Genomic DNA, 17355 nt, shown 5'->3' with positions numbered 1-17355 from the left:
CAAATTTTTACGTACTTTAAAGATAGGGGGACGAATCTCCTAAAATATGAATTCATAGCAAACTGATGCTATAATTAGGGGTGAGAGCATGAGCAATGAGTTCGCGTTAAAGCTTATGAAAATGTTGGTAGCCGAAGAAAAATTTACTTTAGTTAATCGCCGTGCGCCACACGCTCGGGCTGTTTCTTTTGCGGCGGCTAAAATTATCGTAGAGCAGTTGACGATTAACGACTTCGTTAAGAAGAGTGAAGATCGGGCCTATCCCGGGGAATATCTCTGGATTTATAAAACAGATGTTGGCATTGTATATTACATCAAATGCAAGTTCACTGATGATTTCGGGTGGGTTAAGTTTATTTCGTTTCACGAGAGTAGTTACTAGGAGGAGCATTTATGAGTAAAACATACGTCAAAAATTACACAAATACCTTTAATATTCGTGGCAGTGAAATTAGCGTTAGTGCTCCGGCACGGTTTGACTGTGAGACCGATCGGATTGTGGCAGACACGGCACTAGATGACCAGGCCTTGGCCCTTGCCCGCGCTCAGTATCGCAAACGGTATAAGGTTGTAACTCCGCAAGAAATTAAAGCATTACGGCAAAAATGGCACCTAACACAACGCGAATTTGCCAAGGTGGTTGGATGGAGTCCATCAACCGTTGCCTTGTATGAGACAGGAGAATTGCCAACAACTGGGAACAATCGCTTGTTGAAAATTTTGATTAAGGATGAGCAAGTGATGCGCGAATTTATTGCTGACAGTCAAGCAGCGGATTTACTGGAAAATTAAAAGCGGTGGGGCAGGGAGTGGGACAGGACTCGCTTGCGAGTTCGTCTTCCCACTCCCGCGAATTTAGCCTAAGCAACAGCAAAACTGGATTTTTGTCAAACAGGCAAGAAAGCGCATCTCTCTTCCATAAAAAGCTATTTTCTTTTAAACCTTTTTAAACTTTCGATTTTCTTTTAAACCCTTTTAAACCTTTTTGCACGTTGGCAAGGCTCTATCAGATATTTAATTGACAAACTGGTCGCCTTTACAAATTAGCGGTTCGGTACTAGACTGAAATTAAGTCGAATTAATAATTTCTTCGGGGCAGGGTGCAATTCCCAACCGACGGTGACAAGCAATGCTTGAAGTCCGTGACCCGCTGATCGCTCTGGTCAGCGGCTGAACCAGTGCGAGTCTGGTACCGACAGTGATAGTCTGGATGGGAGAAGAAATGAAACGTGGCAGGACAGTTGCCAGCTTTTTTAATCTTGAAATGGCCCCGGATGACGAAATGTTATCCGGGTTTTCGATTTTTAAAGGCGTTTTGATCAAACAAGTAAGGCCCCGGGAAGATTTTCTCGAGGCTTTTTTGCATGGAAGGAGGAGATGCTAATGCAAATTGACGAAAAGATGATGCGCTTGGCGATCAAGCAGGCACAACTCGCCGACTGGTCGACCTGGCAAAATCCCCGCGTCGGGGCGGTCGTGGTCAAAAATTCGCGGGTGCTGGCGACGGGCCATACCCACGCGTTTGGTGACATTCATGCTGAGCGCGACGCCATTAGCAAGCTTTCTCCGGAGCAGTTATTGAATTCGACCCTCTATGTGACCCTAGAGCCCTGCAATCACTATGGGAAGCAACCGCCCTGTGCGGACCTGATCGTCGCTTCCGGGATCAACCGGGTGGTGATCGCCGAGACGGATCCGCACGCTCTGGTGACCGGGAAAGGAATCCGAAAGCTTCAGGACCACGGAATCACGGTGGAGACCGGGATGCTGGAAAACGAAGCAGCGGCGGTCAACCCCCACTACAACTTCTACTTTCGTCACCGACGGCCGTGGGTGACGCTGAAACAGGCCCTGTCGCTCGACGGCAAGGTGACGAGCGCGCCCGGCACCCGAACGGCGATCACTAACCGCTTGGTGTACGAACGGGTGCACCAGGAGCGAGCCTGGTTTCATGGAATCGTAATCGGCAGCCAGACCGCAATTGTTGACGATCCGCTCCTGACGACCACGGCCCGGACGGACTTTCCGCCGGTACGGATCATTTTGGATCGCCGGGGCAGATTGGGGCGGCACCGGGAGCTGCGGATCCTTCATGACCGGGCCGCGCCGACCTGGGTGTTTACCGCTAACCCCGCTTTGAGTGCGCAACTGGCGACGACCAATGCCACGGTGATTTGCCAGGCGCACCCGACGATTGCCGCCGTGGTGAAGGAGTGTGGTCGACGGGGCTTGCAGTCGCTGTACGTCGAGGGTGGCCCGACGATTCATCGCGCCGTCTTTGACAGCGGCCTGGTAAACGAGCTGTTGACCTACCTGAGCCCACGACTGCTTGGCCAACAAGGATTGGCTGGCTTCCAACCCGCGCACCTGGTCACACCGCGGGCCGTCGCAATTGAACAATTGGGAGACAACGTCAGGATTGAAGAAAGGGTGGATGAAGATGTTTAGTGGATTAGTTGCGGGAACCGGCCGAATCAGTGAGCTCAAGCAGGAGGGCGAGACTATTCGAATGGGAATCGCACCGCAGCCAGCGGATTTTCTCAATGGAATCAAGGTTGGGGATTCGATTGCCATCGACGGGACCTGCCTGACCGTGGAGTGTTTTAACGACCGGGATTTCACGGTCACTCTGATGCCGCAGACCTTTGAGAAGACGACCTTTAAAGACCGCCAAGTCGGCGACAGGGTGAACCTGGAACGGTCGCTGGCGGTTGGCGGCCGGCTCGAGGGCCACATCGTTACCGGCCACGTCGATGAGGTGGTTTCCGTACTGGCCCGCCGGCAAAACGAAAACGCCATCGAATTGACCCTGTCGTTGCCGCCACGCTTGCGGACCCAAGTGGTGGCCCAGGGCAGCGTGGCGCTCAATGGTGTCAGCCTGACCGTGATGAAGACGGGAAGCGACCGGTTCAGCGTCGGCCTGATTCCGCACACGCAGACGATTACCAACCTCGACTCGCTGCGGGTTGGCGATTCGGTGAATTTAGAAACGGATATTTTGGGGAAGTACGTAGCCGCAAATCTGAAAGTGGGGACGAAATAATGGATGTCAAGAAAATTCAGGATGCCTTAACGCAATTAAAGAACGGGGGCCTGGTGATTGTGATGGACGATCTGGACCGGGAAGCCGAGGGCGACATGATCGGCCTGGCCGCCAAAGCGACGCCCCAGAAGGTGAATTTCATGACCAAGTACGCGCGGGGATTGATGTGCGTGCCGATGGCGCCCAAAGTGGCCCGGCGCTTGCAACTAGGACAGATGACCGCAGATAACACCGACCCGTTCGGGACCGCCTTTACGATCAGCGTGGATCACAAGACGACGACCACCGGGATCTCGGCCTTTGACCGCTGGCGGACGATCACCCACCTGGCGGACCCGCAGGCAGTCAACGCTGATTTCTACAAGCCCGGGCACATCTTCCCATTGGTCGCCAAGGAAAACGGCGTGTTGGAACGAAATGGTCATACAGAGGCGGCGGTCGACCTGGCCAAGCTGGCGGGGGCGGAGCCGGTTGCCTACATTTGTGAAATCCTGAAGTCCAACGGGGAGATGGCCCGGTCCAAGGAACTCCACGAGATGGCGGCGGAATACAGCCTGCCGATCATCACGATCAAGGATCTCCAGGAATACCGCAAGAGCGAGGTGAGTAAACCCGTAGAGGAGGTCAAACTGCCCAGCAAGTACGGCAGCTTTCGTCTGCACTACTTCGCCGGGGACAACCTGGCCCTGATTAAGGGTGACGTTTCCGGATCGGCGCCGGTGATGGTCCGCCTGCACTCCGAATGCTTTACCGGCGACGTCCTGGGCTCTTTGCGCTGTGACTGCGGGCCCCAACTCCACGAGGCGATGCGGCGGATTGAAGCCAATGGCCGGGGCGTGATTCTCTACCTGCGTCAGGAGGGGCGGGGCATCGGCTTGCGCAACAAGCTCAAGGCCTACCGACTGCAGGAGGAAGGCGCGGACACGGCCGAGGCCAACGAGCAGCTCGGCTTCCGGGCCGACGAGCGCAAATATGCACTAGCCGCCCGGATGCTTCGCCAGTTGGGGATCGAAAAGGTTGACCTTTTGACCAACAATCCGGATAAGATTGATCAGCTCGAACTCGACGGGATCACGATCAACCGCCGCCTGCCGTTGGAGATCGCGCCCAACATCTACGACCACAAATATTTGGAAACCAAGAAGCACAAGTTTCATCACCTATTAAATTTGGAGGCATAATCATGAATGAATTCAGTGGCAAATTTGACCAGCAGGACCTGCGCATCGCAATCGTGGTCGCCGATTTCAACTCGACGGTGACCCGCCAGCTCAAGGAAGGGGCGGTGGCGACCCTCGAAAAGTTCGGCGTCCCGACTGCCCAAATTGACGTCTACCACGTCCCGGGGGCCTTTGAGATTCCCTTTGCGGCGAAAAAACTAATGGATAGCGAGCGCTTCGACGGCATCATGACCCTGGGTGCGGTGATCAAGGGCGACACGGACCACTACGATTTGATTTGCCAGAACGTGACCCGCGGGATCATGGACCTGAATCTGCAGGGCAAGATTCCAGTGACCTTTGGCATCCTGACCACGGACAACATCGAGCAGGCCATGCAGCGAGCCGGACTCAAGATGGGCAACGAGGGGGCCAGCACGGCGCAGAGCCTGCTTGAGATGATCAGCTTGGCACGCTCCCTGTAGCGACGGCCAATCAGCACGGGCACCGGTGATGTGTTATCATTAGAGAAATCGCGTGAAGGGGATGAATTTTCGATGAAGTTTTTCAGTAATCGCCGGGCAACGACCAGTGTTGCGCTGATCAGCCTGGTACTTCTGGTGCTGACCTACAGCCTGCACGGTGCCAAGTGGCTTCAGGCAGTCATCCTGATTATCTTTCTCGCCAGTGCCTTTGCCTTCACCTTCGTAACGGAGTGGCGGCGCTACAAGCAACGCACGGAAGCGGAAGAAGAAAATAGTACAAAGTAAAAAACAACGGTGCAGTTTCCCGGAGGAGATTGCACCGTTATTTTTTATTTGGCAATTTTTTCTGTGTAATAAAAATTATTCCTCCAAATTTTTGAGGCCCCGATTGAAAAGCTGGCGATAGTTTCCAATTTTATTTTGTTCCTGAATGTGTTCCTTCAACGCCTCGAATGAAGCGGTGTGGTTGGCAGAATTATAAAGAAGCGATACTTGATACTCCTTGGGAACGTTGTCAGCAATCTGGCAATATTTAATTAACCCCTTTTGAGGATTTGAAAGCAAGCCGATGAGGGGAAGGGGGAACAGCCCAAACCCTTGATCAAATGCAATTAAAAGATTTCGCTGTTCCAATGTCGGGATTCGCTGCATTTGGCAGTTTTTCAGTAGTCCGCCAAATGCAGCCTTATAGCTATCAGGGAAGAAGTCAGAATCGTTAAAGCTATGGTGCAGTAATGGCAATGCAGTGAGGCTTTCCAGGCTTATCTTTTTAGCAGTGCTTAGTGGGTTTGACCGACTAATGCCAACTCCCCATTCGCCGGTCATTAGGTTAATAGTCGCTAAGTGGGGGTCAATTTTAGAAAGGCGGTGCTGTTCGTCAGGAACCGCGGCCAAATCAACCGCTCCGGTGATGACCTGTTGGGCGAGCGCTTCAGCACTGTCTTCTTTAAAGACAAAGTGGGCCGATGGCTTTAAATTGCGATATTTTCCCAGAATAGCGGCAATAAGTGCACCTTGATAAGCGGAGCAATAGCCAATTTTAATTTGGTGCTGTGTATGCTGCAAATTGATGAGCAGCGCTTGATTGTAATTATTAATAATCTCTTTTGCAATTGGCAGGAATGCATTGCCATCCCCGGTGAGGGTTATTCCATTTTTTTCGCGCTTAAAAAGCGTAATGCCGAGTTCATCTTCAAGTTGACGAATCTGCTTAGAAATAGCACGTGGAGTTAGGTATAGGTGATCAGCGGCACTGTTAAAACTGCCATAATTAACAACCTTAAGAAAATTTCTGACTTTTTCAGTATCCATTGAGCTGAGCACTTCCTTAGCATTCTGTGCGGCGAATAAATTGTTCCGCAGCCGTCCAAATTTGGGAATCTACATTTCATTATAACCTCATTAGAATTAGCAGTGTGAAGGAAATCACATGTTTATGAGGTGAAAAGGATGAAAAAAGTTTTAGTAAGTGAGCAAATTGATGTTGCTGGAATCGAGTTGTTAAAGAAGCATCATTATTCTGTAAAAATAGCTGACGGTACTGATACACCAACGCTAGAAAAGGAAATCAAAGACGCCGATGCGTTAATTATCAGGTCAACTGAATTGCCCGCAGAAGTTATTAATGCCGCTGATCATTTAAAGATCATTGCTCGTCATGGAGTGGGGGTAAATAACATCGATATTCAGACCGCTACTCACAATCGAATTCTTGTTACTCGAGTAATCGGGGCCAATACTTTTGCGGTTGCAGAGTATGTTTTGATGATGATTTTAATGTTAAGTCGGGGAGTTGAAAGGGCACAGCGGACATTCAGAGAGCAGCGAAGCCAATTAAAAAACTTTAATTCCTTAACGGGGTTCACCAACTACTTTAACTTAAATCGGCATGAGGTTCGTGGTAAAACGTTGGCAATTCTAGGATTGGGGCACATTGGGAAAGTGATTGCCCAACTGACGCAACCACTGGGGATGAAAGTAGTTGCTTATGATCCTTACGCCAAACAGCAAACAATTCCGATTATTCCACGATTAGCCGACGCTCTTAGTCAAGCTGATTTTGTTTCGATTAACATGCCCCTGACACCCGAAACGCAAAATCTAATAACGCTTGATGAACTAAAGAAGATGAAATCATCTGCCTACATTATTAATTCTGCACGGGGCGGGATTATTAACGAAAATGATTTGGCAACGGCTTTAAGACAGGAAGTGATTGCGGGAGCAGCGATTGATTCTTATTCAGTCGAACCACCTCTCGACAACAATCTGCTTTTTGATGTACCGAACATCATTTTAACGCCGCATTTTGCAGGAACAACGTTAGAATCCAGCCGTGCTCAAGCCGTGGGAGCAGCCCAATCTATTATTGACTATTTTGATGGCAAACTTCCAAACGGGGCTGTTAATCCAGACGTGTTGGCAAAATAAAGGGAAGAGTGAAAATAATGAAACATCGGAAATTAATAATAGGAATAATTGGCCTTGTTTTGGGAGGAATCGTCGCCTACTTAATTCCCGTTCCACAAGGGCTTAATCATAACGGAATGGTCGTCTTGGCCTCATTGCTTGTGGCAAATGTTTTTTGGATTTTTAATGTAATGCCGACCTTTGCCACTGGTTTGCTGATGATGGCGTCCTGGATAATTTTGGGTCATGTTCAGTTTCAAGTTGCGTTCGGTGATTTTGCGATGCCAACAATGTGGATTATTATTGGTGGTTTGGCATTGGGAGCAGCTGCGCAAAAGACGGGTCTAATAAAGCGAATTGCTTTTAAGATTATGTCCCTGTTCCCGGCTAACTTTAGTGGACAGGTACTAGCCTTACTGACGGCAGGTACAATCATTTCACCGCTGATTCCCAGTGATCATCCGCGGAACGCCATGAGTGCGCCCATCGCGCAGGGAATTAGTCAGGCACTGGGATATCGCGACCGTAGTAAGGGATCCGCGGGCCTGTTTCTAGCAGCAATGTGGGGGTTCTGTGTAACGGAATCAGGCTTTCTTTCGGCAACGGCTCGTAATTATGCCTTTAAGGGTATTCTTCCTGCTAAGGTGCAGGATACGCTTAGTTGGGGGAACTGGCTGCTATTGATGCTGCCGTGGACAATTATTATTTTGGTACTGGGCTTCTATATGCTTAAAATTATGTTTAAGCCTCATGATGATCATCGGGTATCTAATGACTTTATAAAAAAACAATTAGCTGATCTAGGACCGATGACTTCTGCAGAAAAGATCACGGCAGTAGTGATTTTAGTTGCAATTGTCTTTTGGGTTTTTGAAGATATTTTGCACATTCCTGCAGCGGTAACGGCACTTGTTGGTGTTTCAATTCTAACCGCTTGTCATGTCTTTACTGGCAAAGACTTGGGCAGCCGGGTCAGCTGGAGTACGGTGCTTTTTGTTGGCTCCGTAATTGCGCTTGGCAATGTAATGCAGAAAGTAAACTTGACGACTTGGCTCCGTCAGATTTTACAACCAGTATTGGGTCCGGTGACAAATAATATTTGGCTGGCAGTTGTGATTGTTCCACTTTTGATCTATCTTCTAAAATTTGTGGTAGTGTCAGCTATCTCTTGCGGTACTTTGGTGATTTTGGCATTTGTTCCCTTCTTCAGTCAGATGGCCTTTAATCCAGCGCTGTTAATTTTGATTGTGACAACAAGTGTTAACATTTGGCTGCTTCAGTATATGAATCCACCATTTATTACAGGGGAAGCAGCAGTGCAGAATCACATGTTTACTAAAAAAGCGTTGGCAATGTCGTCAAGTGGCTACATGATATTAAATATTATTGGGCTATTAGCTTGCGTTCCATTATGGCAATTAATGCATCTTGCTTAATAATGCTTATAAAACCTATTTCAAAAAAGTCCAGGGTAATCCACGCTACCCTGGACTTTTTTGGAAACTTAAAAATACCACAACCCGAAAGAAACAAGGTTGTGGTATTTGATCAAGCTTTGCTATTGTTCGCTTAAACCTTCCGGTACCGCTTCAGCCCGATGATGTTGAGCACCACGAAGATGATCCCAAAAACCAAGAGGGCGCAGAGGTCGCCGGCGATGGCGTTGAAGCCGCCGCCCTTGAGGATCACGTCGTTCATGGCGTTGCTGGCGTAGGTCAGCGGCAGGATCTTAGAAACCGCGACGGTCCACGATGGCATTCCCGACAACGGCACCAGGCCGGAGAAGAAGATTTGCGGCAGGACCACCAGGGGGATGAACTGGACCATCTGGAATTCCGAGGAGGCAAAGGTTGAGATGAAGATCCCAAGGGCCAGGGCGACCAGGGAAAGCAGGAAGTTGATCACGAAGACCCAGAAGAGGCTGCCGACGACCTCAACCTTGAGCAGCCAGATGGTGGTGGCGACGATCACGACGGTCTGCAGGATGGCGACGGCCCCGTAGCTGATCATGTAGCCGGCCACGATTTCACCGCGCCGCACCGGGGTGGCCAGCAGGCGGTCGAGGGTTCCGCTGGTCCGTTCCTTGAGCAGGCCGATTCCCGAAATCAGGAAGACAAAGAAGAAGACGAAGAAGCCCATGAAGACGGGGATTACCTTGGAGAAGAAGTTGGTGTTGTGATCCCCGTACTGGTAGGAGGACTTCACCGACGGAACGGCCGCAGCTTGCTGTTTGCCGAGCTGGGCCTGGACGCTGGCCGGCAAGGTTGCCACCAGCTTGTGGATTGTCCGCTGGGTCGCCGTGGCCTGGGTCTTCTGCAGGGCCAGCTGGAAGGCCTGACGAGACAGTGCCGTCTTGGTCGAGTCGATGTTGGCGTAGCGGACGTGGTAGTTGCTGCCGCTCTTGGTCACGATTGAGTCGACCCGGTAGTCTTTCAGTGCCCGCTGTGCGGCGGCCTTGGAGCCGTACTCCTTAGTTCTGACGTTCTTGACCTTGTCCATCCGCTGGACCAGGGAGGAGCTGACGTTGTAGGTCCCAATCGTCACGTGGGGCTTGGTGTTGGCGGAAAACATGATTGAGAGCAGCCACATGATGAAGATTGGCGCGAGGAAGAGCAGGGCCAGCGTCCGCTTGTCCCGACTCAGTTCCTTCACGATTCGGTTGGTAATTGCAAGGGTGCGCATTAGTCTTCCACCTCCTTTTCTGCCTTAAGGAAGACGTCTTCGATCGAGTCAACCTGGTATTGCTTTTTCAGGTTCTGCGGGGTGTCCTTGGCGATGATCGTCCCCTGCATCAGGAGAGCAACGGAATCAACCTGTTCGGCCTCGCTCATGACGTGGGTGGTGACCAAAACGCCGCAGCCCGCGTCTCGCCGCCGCTTCAACTCCGCCCAGATCTGCTTGCTTAGGGCAGGATCAATGCCAACGGTGGGCTCGTCTAAGATCAACAGCTGCGGGCTGGCGAGCAGGGCGATGGCCAGGGACAGCCGGCGCTTCATCCCGCCCGAGAAGGCTTGGACGCGCTTATCGAGGCTGGCAGTCAGGTCGACAATCCCGGCGACGTGTTCGATGTCGTCCTTGAGCTTCGCCCCGGTCAGGCCCTTCATCTGGCCGAAAAACTGGAGATTTTCCCGGGCGGTCAGGTCAAGATAGAGGGCGTCACTCTGGGCCATGTAGCCCATCTTGGCCAGGACCAGGCGGTTAGGCATCGTTTTGCCCAGCACCGTGGCGGACCCGCCGGAACTCTTTTCCATCCCGAGGGCGGTCTTGATCAGGGTGGTCTTTCCTGAGCCGGAGGGACCGATCAGGCCGGTGATCCGGTCGGCGGTGACTTGGAGATTGACGCCGCGGAGGACGACCTGGTCGCCGAACCGTTTCTCAAGCTGGCGAATGTCGAGTAGGTTTTGCATTTTAATTCCTCCCGTGTTGTTTTATTGCCCTCATTATCCAATGCGCCCGCCTAGCCGACAATCCCCAGTTGTGCTAGAATTGTCGTTGATCATGACATGTGTCACAAATAATGACAGCTATCAATGAGGTGATGATATGGCAAGCCTGCAAGCCCAGCGAACCCAGAAGATGATCCAAAATGCCTTCGTCGAACTGCTCCAGGAAGAATCCTTCCGTGAGGTGACCGTGACCCAGATTGCTAGACGGGCCCTGATCAACCGCCAAACCTTCTATAACTACTACCTGGATAAGTATGACCTGACGGAAAAGCTCACGGCTGAAATGCTGGCAATTTTTGATCGCTTGCTTACCAAACGGGCCCAAAAGATGGAAGAGCATGAATCACTGACGACTTTTGTTCTTCTGGGCCGGGCAAACGGGATTTACGATGAACTATTCCGCCACCGCCAGCTGATTCTCAAGCTGTTTCAAATCCAGTACGATGAGCGGAGCCTGCAAAGCCAACTGCACCGCCGGGTTGAACAGACGCTGAACGAGGTGATCACTCCCCGGCCTTCCGAATTCACGCTCGACTTCTGCGCCGGTGCCTTCGTCAACATGGTCCGGCACGTTCTTTTGATGGGGCGCTTTCCGAACGAGGAGGAGATTAAGGAGCTGAAACGGGTGATGATGACCGTCTTGTCATAAGTCATACCAATAGTTTAGAATGATCTTAAAATTATATAACCCCAAAGGGACCGGCCAAAATGGTAATTGGTTAGTCCCTTTTTTGTGGACCCATGAGCATAAAAAATAGCAAAATACTTATCGACTGATATTTAAACAAAATGGAATATATTATTTGAAAGTAAGCGGTTTAAGGGGTACACTATGAAATATAAGAAGCAATTATTATTGAGTGATTGATAAGGTATTTGGTAAATTGGAGGAGATTAGCAATGAGTATTGTTAGTTTAGCTCGTTTCCAATTTGCAATGACGACAATTTTTCACTTCTTCTTTGTGCCGTTCTCAATTGGGACGGTGTTCGTCGTTGCAATTATGGAGACACTCTATGTCCGTACCAAGGACCCGTCATACAAAAAGATGACGAAGTTCTGGGGGAACATTTTCATGCTGAGTTTCGCCGTCGGGGTTGTTACCGGCTTGATTCAGGAATTCCAGTTTGGGATGAACTGGTCTGATTATTCTCGATTCATGGGAGACATTTTCGGTGCGCCGCTGGCCTTCGAAGCCCTGTTGTCATTCTTCATCGAATCGACCTTCATCGGCCTGTGGGTCTTCACTTGGGACCGGGTTAAGAAGGGCCTGCACCTCTTCTTTATCTGGATGATCGTCTTTGGGACCATTACGTCCGCACTCTGGATTCTGACCGCGAACTCGTTTATGCAGCATCCGGTTGGCTACACGATCCGGAACGGCCGGGCGGAAATGGCCGACTTTGGCGCTTTAATTTCTAATCCGCAGCTGATCTTTGAACTGAGTCACGTCTTGATGGGCGCGTTGCTGACCGGGGCCACCATTATTTGTGGCCTGGCTGCTTTCCAGCTGCTGAAGAAACGGCAGCTATCCGCTGAAAACAAGAAGATCTACCACAAGACGATGCGGGTTGGCCTGTGGTTAATGCTGATCTTCTCCCTGGGTTCTATTGGCGCCGGGGACATGCAGATGCAGTACCTGATTAAGGAGCAGCCGATGAAGTTTGCCGCTACCGAAGCGGTCTACAAGACTACGAAGAGTCCGGCTCCCTGGACGGTTGTCGGGATTGCCAATCCGAAGACTCACCAGGTTAATGGTAAGATTGAGATTCCTGGCGTCTTAAGCTTGCTCTCTTATCACAAATTAAGTGGTTCCGTTGAGGGGATGGACGAAGTGAATGCCCAACTCGAAAAGACCTACGGGACCCACATTGACGGGCACAAGATGAGCTACTACGTTCCGGTCAACACGCTGTTTTGGAGCTTCCGGGTCATGTGTGGATTCGCCGCCCTTATGTTCCTAGTTGCCTTGGTCGGTTTGATTACGACACGAAGGGGCAAGGAGACGCTCTACAATCACCGCTGGATGCTTTGGGTCATCGCCCTCATGACCTTCTCACCGTTCCTCGCCAATACCTCTGGCTGGCTGATTACTGAGTTTGGCCGGGTTCCATGGACGGTCTATGGTCTCTTCACTATTCAGCAAAGCGTTTCGCCAAACGTTTCCGTGGCCTCGCTCTTGACGTCGAATATCATTTACTTCGTGCTGTTCGCGTCGCTGGCCGCTATTCTGGTTGCCCTGATCGTTCGTTTCCTGCGCAATGATCCAGTGGAATGGGATGCTGCCCAAGCGGACAAGAAAGCAACGGATCCGTTTGCAAAGGGGGCCTTCTAAATGTCATTTCTGCAAATACTTTGGTTCATACTAATCGGGGTCCTGTTTTCCGGGTTCTTCTTCCTGGACGGCTTCGATTACGGTGTTGGTATGGCCGTGGGGACGCTGGCCCACAATGAGGGGGAGCGTGCTCAAATCATTCAGACGATCGGTCCGGTTTGGGACGGAAACGAAGTCTGGCTGATTACTGCCGGTGGGGCGATGTTTGCTTCCTTCCCGTACTGGTACGCGACATTGTTTTCTGGCTACTACCTGATTCTGCTCTTCATTTTGGTTGGCCTGATTCTACGGGGCGTCTCCTTTGAATTCCGGGCAAAGAGTCCGGATGAGAAGAAGCCGATCTGGGAGCGGATTATGGCCGTAACGAGTTTCCTCGTTCCCTTCCTCTTTGGGGTGATGTTTATCTCCATGATCAAGGGAATGCCAATTGATGCGGCCGGTAACATGCATGCCCACTTCTTTGACTACTTCAACTGGTTCTCAATCGTCGGTGGGATTGCCCTGGCCCTTTTGACCTACCTGCACGGCCTTAACTACATTACTTTGAAGACTAAGGGCCCGGTTTCGGAACGAGCACAAAACTACGCCCACTTCTTCTACTGGGTGCTCTACCTGGGTGAGGTTATTTTTGCCCTGTTGTTGCTTTTCCAAACCGACTTCCTGGCGGTTCATCCGATCGCCACGCTGCTGTGTCTGGTTCTGATCGTCGGCTTCTCCGTTTGGGCCCACGCGGCCACCTTTGCCAACAAGCAGGGGCACGCATTCACGGCGAGCGGCCTGACCCTGGTTTCGTTGGTCGCACTGATTTTCTGCGGCCTGTTCCCACGGGTAATGATCTCATCAATCAGCAGCAAGTTTGACCTGTTGATTCAGAGCGCCTCGTCATCCAACTACACCCTGATCGTGATGACGATTGCAACGGTGATCCTGGTACCGTGCGTTCTGGCCTACACAATCTGGGCTTATTGGATTTTCCGGAAGCGGATCGCGATGCCAAGGATTGGAGTGACTGATTAATGATTGATCGAGAGTTATTTCGGCTCGCAGGAGCTCGATCAATCAGCATAAGGCTTGCGGGACTCGATGTTCTGCAGGCCTTTTTGATTATTGGGCAAGCCCTGGCGCTCAGTGCGAGCATTACCCAATTATGGCAAGGCGACCGGTTGAATTGGAAGCTGTTGCTCCTCTTTGCACTCTGTTTCACCGGACGCCAGTTGCTGAACTGGCTGAGTGAGCACTGGCTGGACGGCTATGCGGGACGGACTGCCCAGGATTTGCGCCGTGCGCTCCTGCAGAAGCTTTTTCGACGCGGTCCGGCGCTGGTTCAGAAGCAGGGGACCGGGAGCATGATCACGATGGCCCTCGATGGCATCAGCGAGGTGCGTGACTACATCAAGCTGACCTTTTCCAAGGTGCTGACGATGATGATTGTTCCCGTGCTGCTTTTAATTGCAGCGGGTTTCCTGGATCTCAAGTCAGCATTGATCTTACTGATCATGTATCCGCTGATCGTGATGTTCATGATTATCCTCGGCAAGGCCGCCCAGGCGAAGGCAGAAAAGCAGTTTGGCAACTTTCAGAAATTATCAAATAATTTTATCGACTCGCTGCGCGGAATTGACACCCTGAAGTACCTGGGCCTGAGCAAGCGCTATTCCAGGAGTATCTTCAATTCTAGCGAGCTTTTCCGGGAACGGACGATGCGGGTCCTAAAGATTGCCATGCTGTCGACTTTTGCCCTTGATTTTTTTACGACCCTTTCAATTGCGGTAATCGCCGTCTACCTAGGGTTTGGCCTGATTAACGGTAAAATGAGCCTTTTTCCGGCCCTGGCCATTTTGATTCTGGCACCGGAATACTTTTTACCCATCAGAAATTTTGCCAGCGATTTTCACGCGACATTGAACGGGAAAAATTCATTTAAGGCGATCCGGCAGCTGATTGACGAACCGGATGCTAAAGTGGCTAAGCTGCCACTTCACGACTGGACTGATGCCGACCAATTGCAGTTAACCGACCTCGAGTTCAAATACCCGAATGGCATGGCCATCAAGCCCATTTCATTGGATATTCAGGGATACCAAAAGATCGGTATTATTGGAATGAGTGGCGCCGGCAAGACGACCCTGATTAACCTGCTCAGTGGCTTTCTGACCCCCAGCGCCGGCAAGATTAAGATTCAGGGACGAGAGACGACCACCCTGGATATTCCGGCCTGGCACAGACAGTTGCTCTACATCCCCCAGAATCCGTATGTGTTTACGGCGACTTTGCGGGAAAACGTGGCCTTCTACACGCCCAATGTCAGCGATGAGCAGGTGCTGCAGGCGATCCACGTCGTCGGTCTCGATGACCTCCTGAGCGATTTGCCGGACGGCCTCGATACCGTGATTGGCAGCGGCCGCCGGGTGCTTTCCGGCGGACAGGCCCAGCGGATTGCCCTGGCCCGGGCCTTTTTGGACCAGAAACGGCGAGTGATGATTTTTGATGAGCCGACCGCGCACCTGGACATCGAAACGGAAATGGACTTAAAACAACGAATGCTGCCACTGATGGAGAACCGGCTGGTCTTCTTTGCCACTCACCGGTTGCACTGGATGAAACAAATGGATTACATTCTGGTGATGAACCATGGTGAATTGGTTGAGCAGGGGACTTTTGAACAGCTGCAAGCCAAGGGTGGCTACTTTACACGGCTAATGAAGGAAATGCGGGGTGAGAACTAATGCTAAAGAAAATTCCACTGCTGCGGGCGTTGAAACACGATCGCTGGGTCCGGCCGTTTCTTTACCGCTACCGCAAAACGCTGGTGCTGGCAATCACGTTGGGGATCATCACCTTCGTCTGCGGTGCAGGACTGATGTTTTCGGCCGGATTTTTGATCAGCAAGTCGGCGACCCGACCGGAAAACATCCTGCTGGTGTATGTGCCGATCGTCCTCACCCGGGCCTTTGGGATTGCCCGGCCGGCCTTCCGCTACCTGGAACGGCTGGTCAGTCATAATTGGGTGTTGAAGATGACCTCTCGCCTGCGGCAAAAGCTGTATGACACGCTCGAACACGACGCCGCGTCATTTAGCAGTAAGTATCAGCTTGGCGACATTCTTGGACTGCTGTCGGATGATGTTTCGCACGTGCAAAACCTGTATCTGCGAACAATTTTTCCGATGTTCGTTGCCTGGGGCCTATACGCCATCATCGTGGTTGCATTAGGCTTTCTCTCGCCATTGCTGGGCCTTTGGATGCTGGTGGTTTTTGGATTGATTATCTTTGCCATTCCGCTCTGGTCGGTCCTGGTCAACGGTGCCCGGCAGGAGTATGAAAAGCGAGCCAAGGACGAACTCTACGTCAACCTGACGGACAACGTAATGGGGATTGCCGATTGGGTTCTGGCGGGGCGGGGTGATAGTTACCTTCGCCTCCACGACCAAAACGAGCAACGCTACCAGCAGGTGGGCCGTTCAATGCGGAAGTTTGAGCACTTCCGGGACTTTCTGGTTCAAGAGCTGATCCTAGTCGTTGTGATCAGTTTGGTTATCTGGGGAGCTTGGCGGTTTGGCGGTCAGGCTGGTGGCCCGGCCAATTGGATTGCGGCCTTTGTCCTTGCCGTCTTTCCGCTAATTGATGCCCTTGCTCCGCTGCCCGCTGCAGCCCAGGAAACTAACGTTTATACAAATTCACTGGTCCGGCTGAACGACCTGAATCCTTCGGTAAAGGCCTCCGGGACGGTGCCGACGATTACGGCCCCGTATCGACTGGAGCTTAGTGACTTGCACTACGCATATCCGCGGACCGATAAGGAGGTTCTGCAGGGGATCAACCTGGCGATTGAGCCGGGAGAAAAATTGGCAATCCTCGGCAGAAGCGGCGCCGGCAAGAGTACGTTAGCGGCCCTTATTCGTGGCGACCGAACGCCAACACACGGTTCGGTTAAGCTTAACGGGGTGGCGACGGATCACTTTGGCGACCAGATTGCTGATTACATTAGCGTGATCAACCAGCAGCCCTACCTCTTTAACACCACCATTGCCAATAACATTCGCCTTGGTAACGAGGAGGCTACTGATGCTGAAATTTGGGACGTCCTGAAGCGGGTTGGCCTGAAAAAGATGGTTGAGGATTTGCCAAAGGGAATCGAAACTAAGGTCGATGAAGCAGGTCTGCGTTTTTCCGGCGGTGAGCGTCACCGACTGGCCCTGGCCCGGATCCTCCTGAAAAACACCCCGATTGTTCTTCTGGATGAGCCGACGGTGGGCCTGGATCCGATTACGGAACAGGCGGTCATCACCACGATCCTCGATCAACTGGCAGACAAGACGCTGATTTGGATTAACCACCACCTGCAAGGGATCGAGCGCTTCGACCAGGTGATCTTCGTTGAAGAGGGACGACTAGCGATGCAGGGGACCCCGAGTGGCCTATGGCAAACCAGTGCCCGCTACCGGGAATTAAAAAAAGCCGACCAGGGCCGGTAAGCCA

17 protein-coding genes and 1 riboswitch are annotated in these 17355 nt (G+C 51.5%); of the genes, 14 read left to right on the top strand and 3 right to left on the bottom strand.

Annotation, left to right across the window (positions count from 1 at the left end; genetic code table 11):
• Positions 1–88: 88 nt before the first annotated feature.
• The 7 genes from LKE23_RS06965 to LKE23_RS06935 all read left to right on the top strand — a co-directional run bounded on the left by LKE23_RS06965 (position 89) and on the right by LKE23_RS06935 (position 4973).
• Positions 89–382, top strand: coding sequence for a type II toxin-antitoxin system MqsR family toxin (locus LKE23_RS06965; RefSeq protein WP_291976629.1), 294 nt, complete (start codon positions 89–91; stop codon positions 380–382).
• A gap of 11 nt (positions 383–393) precedes the next feature.
• The gene (locus LKE23_RS06960; RefSeq protein ID WP_291976628.1) at positions 394–792 is read left to right on the top strand and encodes a type II TA system antitoxin MqsA family protein; all 399 of its coding nucleotides are present in this window, start codon (positions 394–396) and stop codon (positions 790–792) included.
• Positions 793–1082: 290 nt separating this feature from the next.
• Positions 1083–1226: riboswitch (FMN riboswitch) on the top strand.
• Between the two features lie 157 nt (positions 1227–1383).
• Positions 1384–2448, top strand: coding sequence for a bifunctional diaminohydroxyphosphoribosylaminopyrimidine deaminase/5-amino-6-(5-phosphoribosylamino)uracil reductase RibD (gene ribD, locus LKE23_RS06955; RefSeq protein WP_291976627.1), 1065 nt, complete (start codon positions 1384–1386; stop codon positions 2446–2448).
• Entirely contained in the window at positions 2441–3043 is a 603-nt protein-coding gene (locus LKE23_RS06950) for a riboflavin synthase (protein WP_291976626.1), read from the top strand. The genes ribD and LKE23_RS06950 overlap by 8 nt, the downstream gene beginning before the upstream one ends.
• Positions 3043–4224, top strand: a complete 1182-nt coding sequence (ribA, locus tag LKE23_RS06945; RefSeq protein ID WP_291976625.1) for a GTP cyclohydrolase II — start codon at positions 3043–3045, stop codon at positions 4222–4224. The genes LKE23_RS06950 and ribA overlap by 1 nt, the downstream gene beginning before the upstream one ends.
• Positions 4225–4226: 2 nt before the next feature.
• A complete protein-coding gene (ribH, locus tag LKE23_RS06940) occupies positions 4227–4688 on the top strand; it encodes a 6,7-dimethyl-8-ribityllumazine synthase (RefSeq protein ID WP_291976624.1) in 462 nt (153 codons plus the stop codon).
• Between the two features lie 72 nt (positions 4689–4760).
• Positions 4761–4973 (top strand): hypothetical protein, encoded by a 213-nt coding sequence (locus LKE23_RS06935; RefSeq protein ID WP_291976623.1) that lies wholly within the window; start codon positions 4761–4763, stop codon positions 4971–4973.
• A gap of 75 nt (positions 4974–5048) precedes the next feature.
• Here LKE23_RS06935 and LKE23_RS06930 read toward each other — a convergent pair whose 3' ends face one another.
• Positions 5049–5999: a LysR family transcriptional regulator gene (locus tag LKE23_RS06930; protein WP_291976622.1), complete on the bottom strand. Its 951-nt coding sequence runs from the start codon at positions 5997–5999 to the stop codon at positions 5049–5051.
• 138 nt (positions 6000–6137) lie between these two features.
• Between LKE23_RS06930 and LKE23_RS06925 the strand changes: the two genes are divergently transcribed.
• Both LKE23_RS06925 and LKE23_RS06920 read left to right on the top strand, forming a co-directional pair.
• Positions 6138–7118 carry a hydroxyacid dehydrogenase gene (locus tag LKE23_RS06925; protein WP_291976621.1) on the top strand — a complete coding sequence of 327 codons (981 nt, stop codon included), beginning with the start codon at positions 6138–6140 and terminating at the stop codon, positions 7116–7118.
• 17 nt (positions 7119–7135) lie between these two features.
• The gene (locus LKE23_RS06920) at positions 7136–8533 is read left to right on the top strand and encodes an SLC13 family permease (RefSeq protein ID WP_291976620.1); all 1398 of its coding nucleotides are present in this window, start codon (positions 7136–7138) and stop codon (positions 8531–8533) included.
• Positions 8534–8666: 133 nt separating this feature from the next.
• Here LKE23_RS06920 and LKE23_RS06915 read toward each other — a convergent pair whose 3' ends face one another.
• Both LKE23_RS06915 and LKE23_RS06910 read right to left on the bottom strand, forming a co-directional pair.
• The gene (locus LKE23_RS06915) at positions 8667–9779 is read right to left on the bottom strand and encodes an ABC transporter permease (RefSeq protein WP_291976619.1); all 1113 of its coding nucleotides are present in this window, start codon (positions 9777–9779) and stop codon (positions 8667–8669) included.
• Positions 9779–10504, bottom strand: a complete 726-nt coding sequence (locus tag LKE23_RS06910) for an ABC transporter ATP-binding protein (protein WP_291976618.1) — start codon at positions 10502–10504, stop codon at positions 9779–9781. The genes LKE23_RS06915 and LKE23_RS06910 overlap by 1 nt, the downstream gene beginning before the upstream one ends.
• Positions 10505–10640: 136 nt before the next feature.
• On the opposite strand from LKE23_RS06910, the gene LKE23_RS06905 reads away from it, so the two are divergent.
• The 5 genes from LKE23_RS06905 to cydC all read left to right on the top strand — a co-directional run bounded on the left by LKE23_RS06905 (position 10641) and on the right by cydC (position 17351).
• Positions 10641–11192 (top strand): TetR family transcriptional regulator, encoded by a 552-nt coding sequence (locus LKE23_RS06905; protein WP_291976617.1) that lies wholly within the window; start codon positions 10641–10643, stop codon positions 11190–11192.
• A 251-nt stretch (positions 11193–11443) separates the two neighbouring features.
• Positions 11444–12877: a cytochrome ubiquinol oxidase subunit I gene (locus tag LKE23_RS06900; protein WP_291976616.1), complete on the top strand. Its 1434-nt coding sequence runs from the start codon at positions 11444–11446 to the stop codon at positions 12875–12877.
• On the top strand, positions 12878–13894 hold the full coding sequence (cydB, locus tag LKE23_RS06895) for a cytochrome d ubiquinol oxidase subunit II (RefSeq protein ID WP_291976614.1): 1017 nt from the start codon (positions 12878–12880) through the stop codon (positions 13892–13894).
• Positions 13894–15603: a thiol reductant ABC exporter subunit CydD gene (gene cydD, locus LKE23_RS06890; RefSeq protein ID WP_291976613.1), complete on the top strand. Its 1710-nt coding sequence runs from the start codon at positions 13894–13896 to the stop codon at positions 15601–15603. The genes cydB and cydD overlap by 1 nt, the downstream gene beginning before the upstream one ends.
• Positions 15603–17351, top strand: coding sequence for a thiol reductant ABC exporter subunit CydC (cydC, locus tag LKE23_RS06885; protein WP_291976612.1), 1749 nt, complete (start codon positions 15603–15605; stop codon positions 17349–17351). Before cydD ends, cydC begins: the two co-directional genes overlap by 1 nt.
• Positions 17352–17355: the final 4 nt, after the last annotated feature.

The sequence above is a fragment of the Limosilactobacillus sp. genome (assembly GCF_022482365.1).
Lineage (GTDB): Bacteria > Bacillota > Bacilli > Lactobacillales > Lactobacillaceae > Limosilactobacillus.
This window is presented reverse-complemented; position numbering and strand designations above follow the sequence as displayed.

Bases quoted from the DNA above. Each gene is read 5' to 3' on its own strand.
- ribH (WP_291976624.1), top strand. From the start codon at position 4,227: ATGAATGAATTCAGTGGCAAATTTGACCAGCAGGACCTGCGCATCGCA.
- LKE23_RS06910 (WP_291976618.1), bottom strand. From the start codon at position 10,504: ATGCAAAACCTACTCGACATTCGCCAGCTTGAGAAACGGTTCGGCGAC.
- cydB (WP_291976614.1), top strand. From the start codon at position 12,878: ATGTCATTTCTGCAAATACTTTGGTTCATACTAATCGGGGTCCTGTTT.
- cydD (WP_291976613.1), top strand. From the start codon at position 13,894: ATGATTGATCGAGAGTTATTTCGGCTCGCAGGAGCTCGATCAATCAGC.
- LKE23_RS06950 (WP_291976626.1), top strand. From the start codon at position 2,441: ATGTTTAGTGGATTAGTTGCGGGAACCGGCCGAATCAGTGAGCTCAAG.
- LKE23_RS06930 (WP_291976622.1), bottom strand. From the start codon at position 5,999: ATGGATACTGAAAAAGTCAGAAATTTTCTTAAGGTTGTTAATTATGGC.
- ribA (WP_291976625.1), top strand. From the start codon at position 3,043: ATGGATGTCAAGAAAATTCAGGATGCCTTAACGCAATTAAAGAACGGG.
- LKE23_RS06960 (WP_291976628.1), top strand. From the start codon at position 394: ATGAGTAAAACATACGTCAAAAATTACACAAATACCTTTAATATTCGT.
- LKE23_RS06935 (WP_291976623.1), top strand. From the start codon at position 4,761: ATGAAGTTTTTCAGTAATCGCCGGGCAACGACCAGTGTTGCGCTGATC.
- LKE23_RS06925 (WP_291976621.1), top strand. From the start codon at position 6,138: ATGAAAAAAGTTTTAGTAAGTGAGCAAATTGATGTTGCTGGAATCGAG.
- ribD (WP_291976627.1), top strand. From the start codon at position 1,384: ATGCAAATTGACGAAAAGATGATGCGCTTGGCGATCAAGCAGGCACAA.
- LKE23_RS06920 (WP_291976620.1), top strand. From the start codon at position 7,136: ATGAAACATCGGAAATTAATAATAGGAATAATTGGCCTTGTTTTGGGA.
- LKE23_RS06915 (WP_291976619.1), bottom strand. From the start codon at position 9,779: ATGCGCACCCTTGCAATTACCAACCGAATCGTGAAGGAACTGAGTCGG.
- LKE23_RS06905 (WP_291976617.1), top strand. From the start codon at position 10,641: ATGGCAAGCCTGCAAGCCCAGCGAACCCAGAAGATGATCCAAAATGCC.
- LKE23_RS06900 (WP_291976616.1), top strand. From the start codon at position 11,444: ATGAGTATTGTTAGTTTAGCTCGTTTCCAATTTGCAATGACGACAATT.
- LKE23_RS06965 (WP_291976629.1), top strand. From the start codon at position 89: ATGAGCAATGAGTTCGCGTTAAAGCTTATGAAAATGTTGGTAGCCGAA.
- cydC (WP_291976612.1), top strand. From the start codon at position 15,603: ATGCTAAAGAAAATTCCACTGCTGCGGGCGTTGAAACACGATCGCTGG.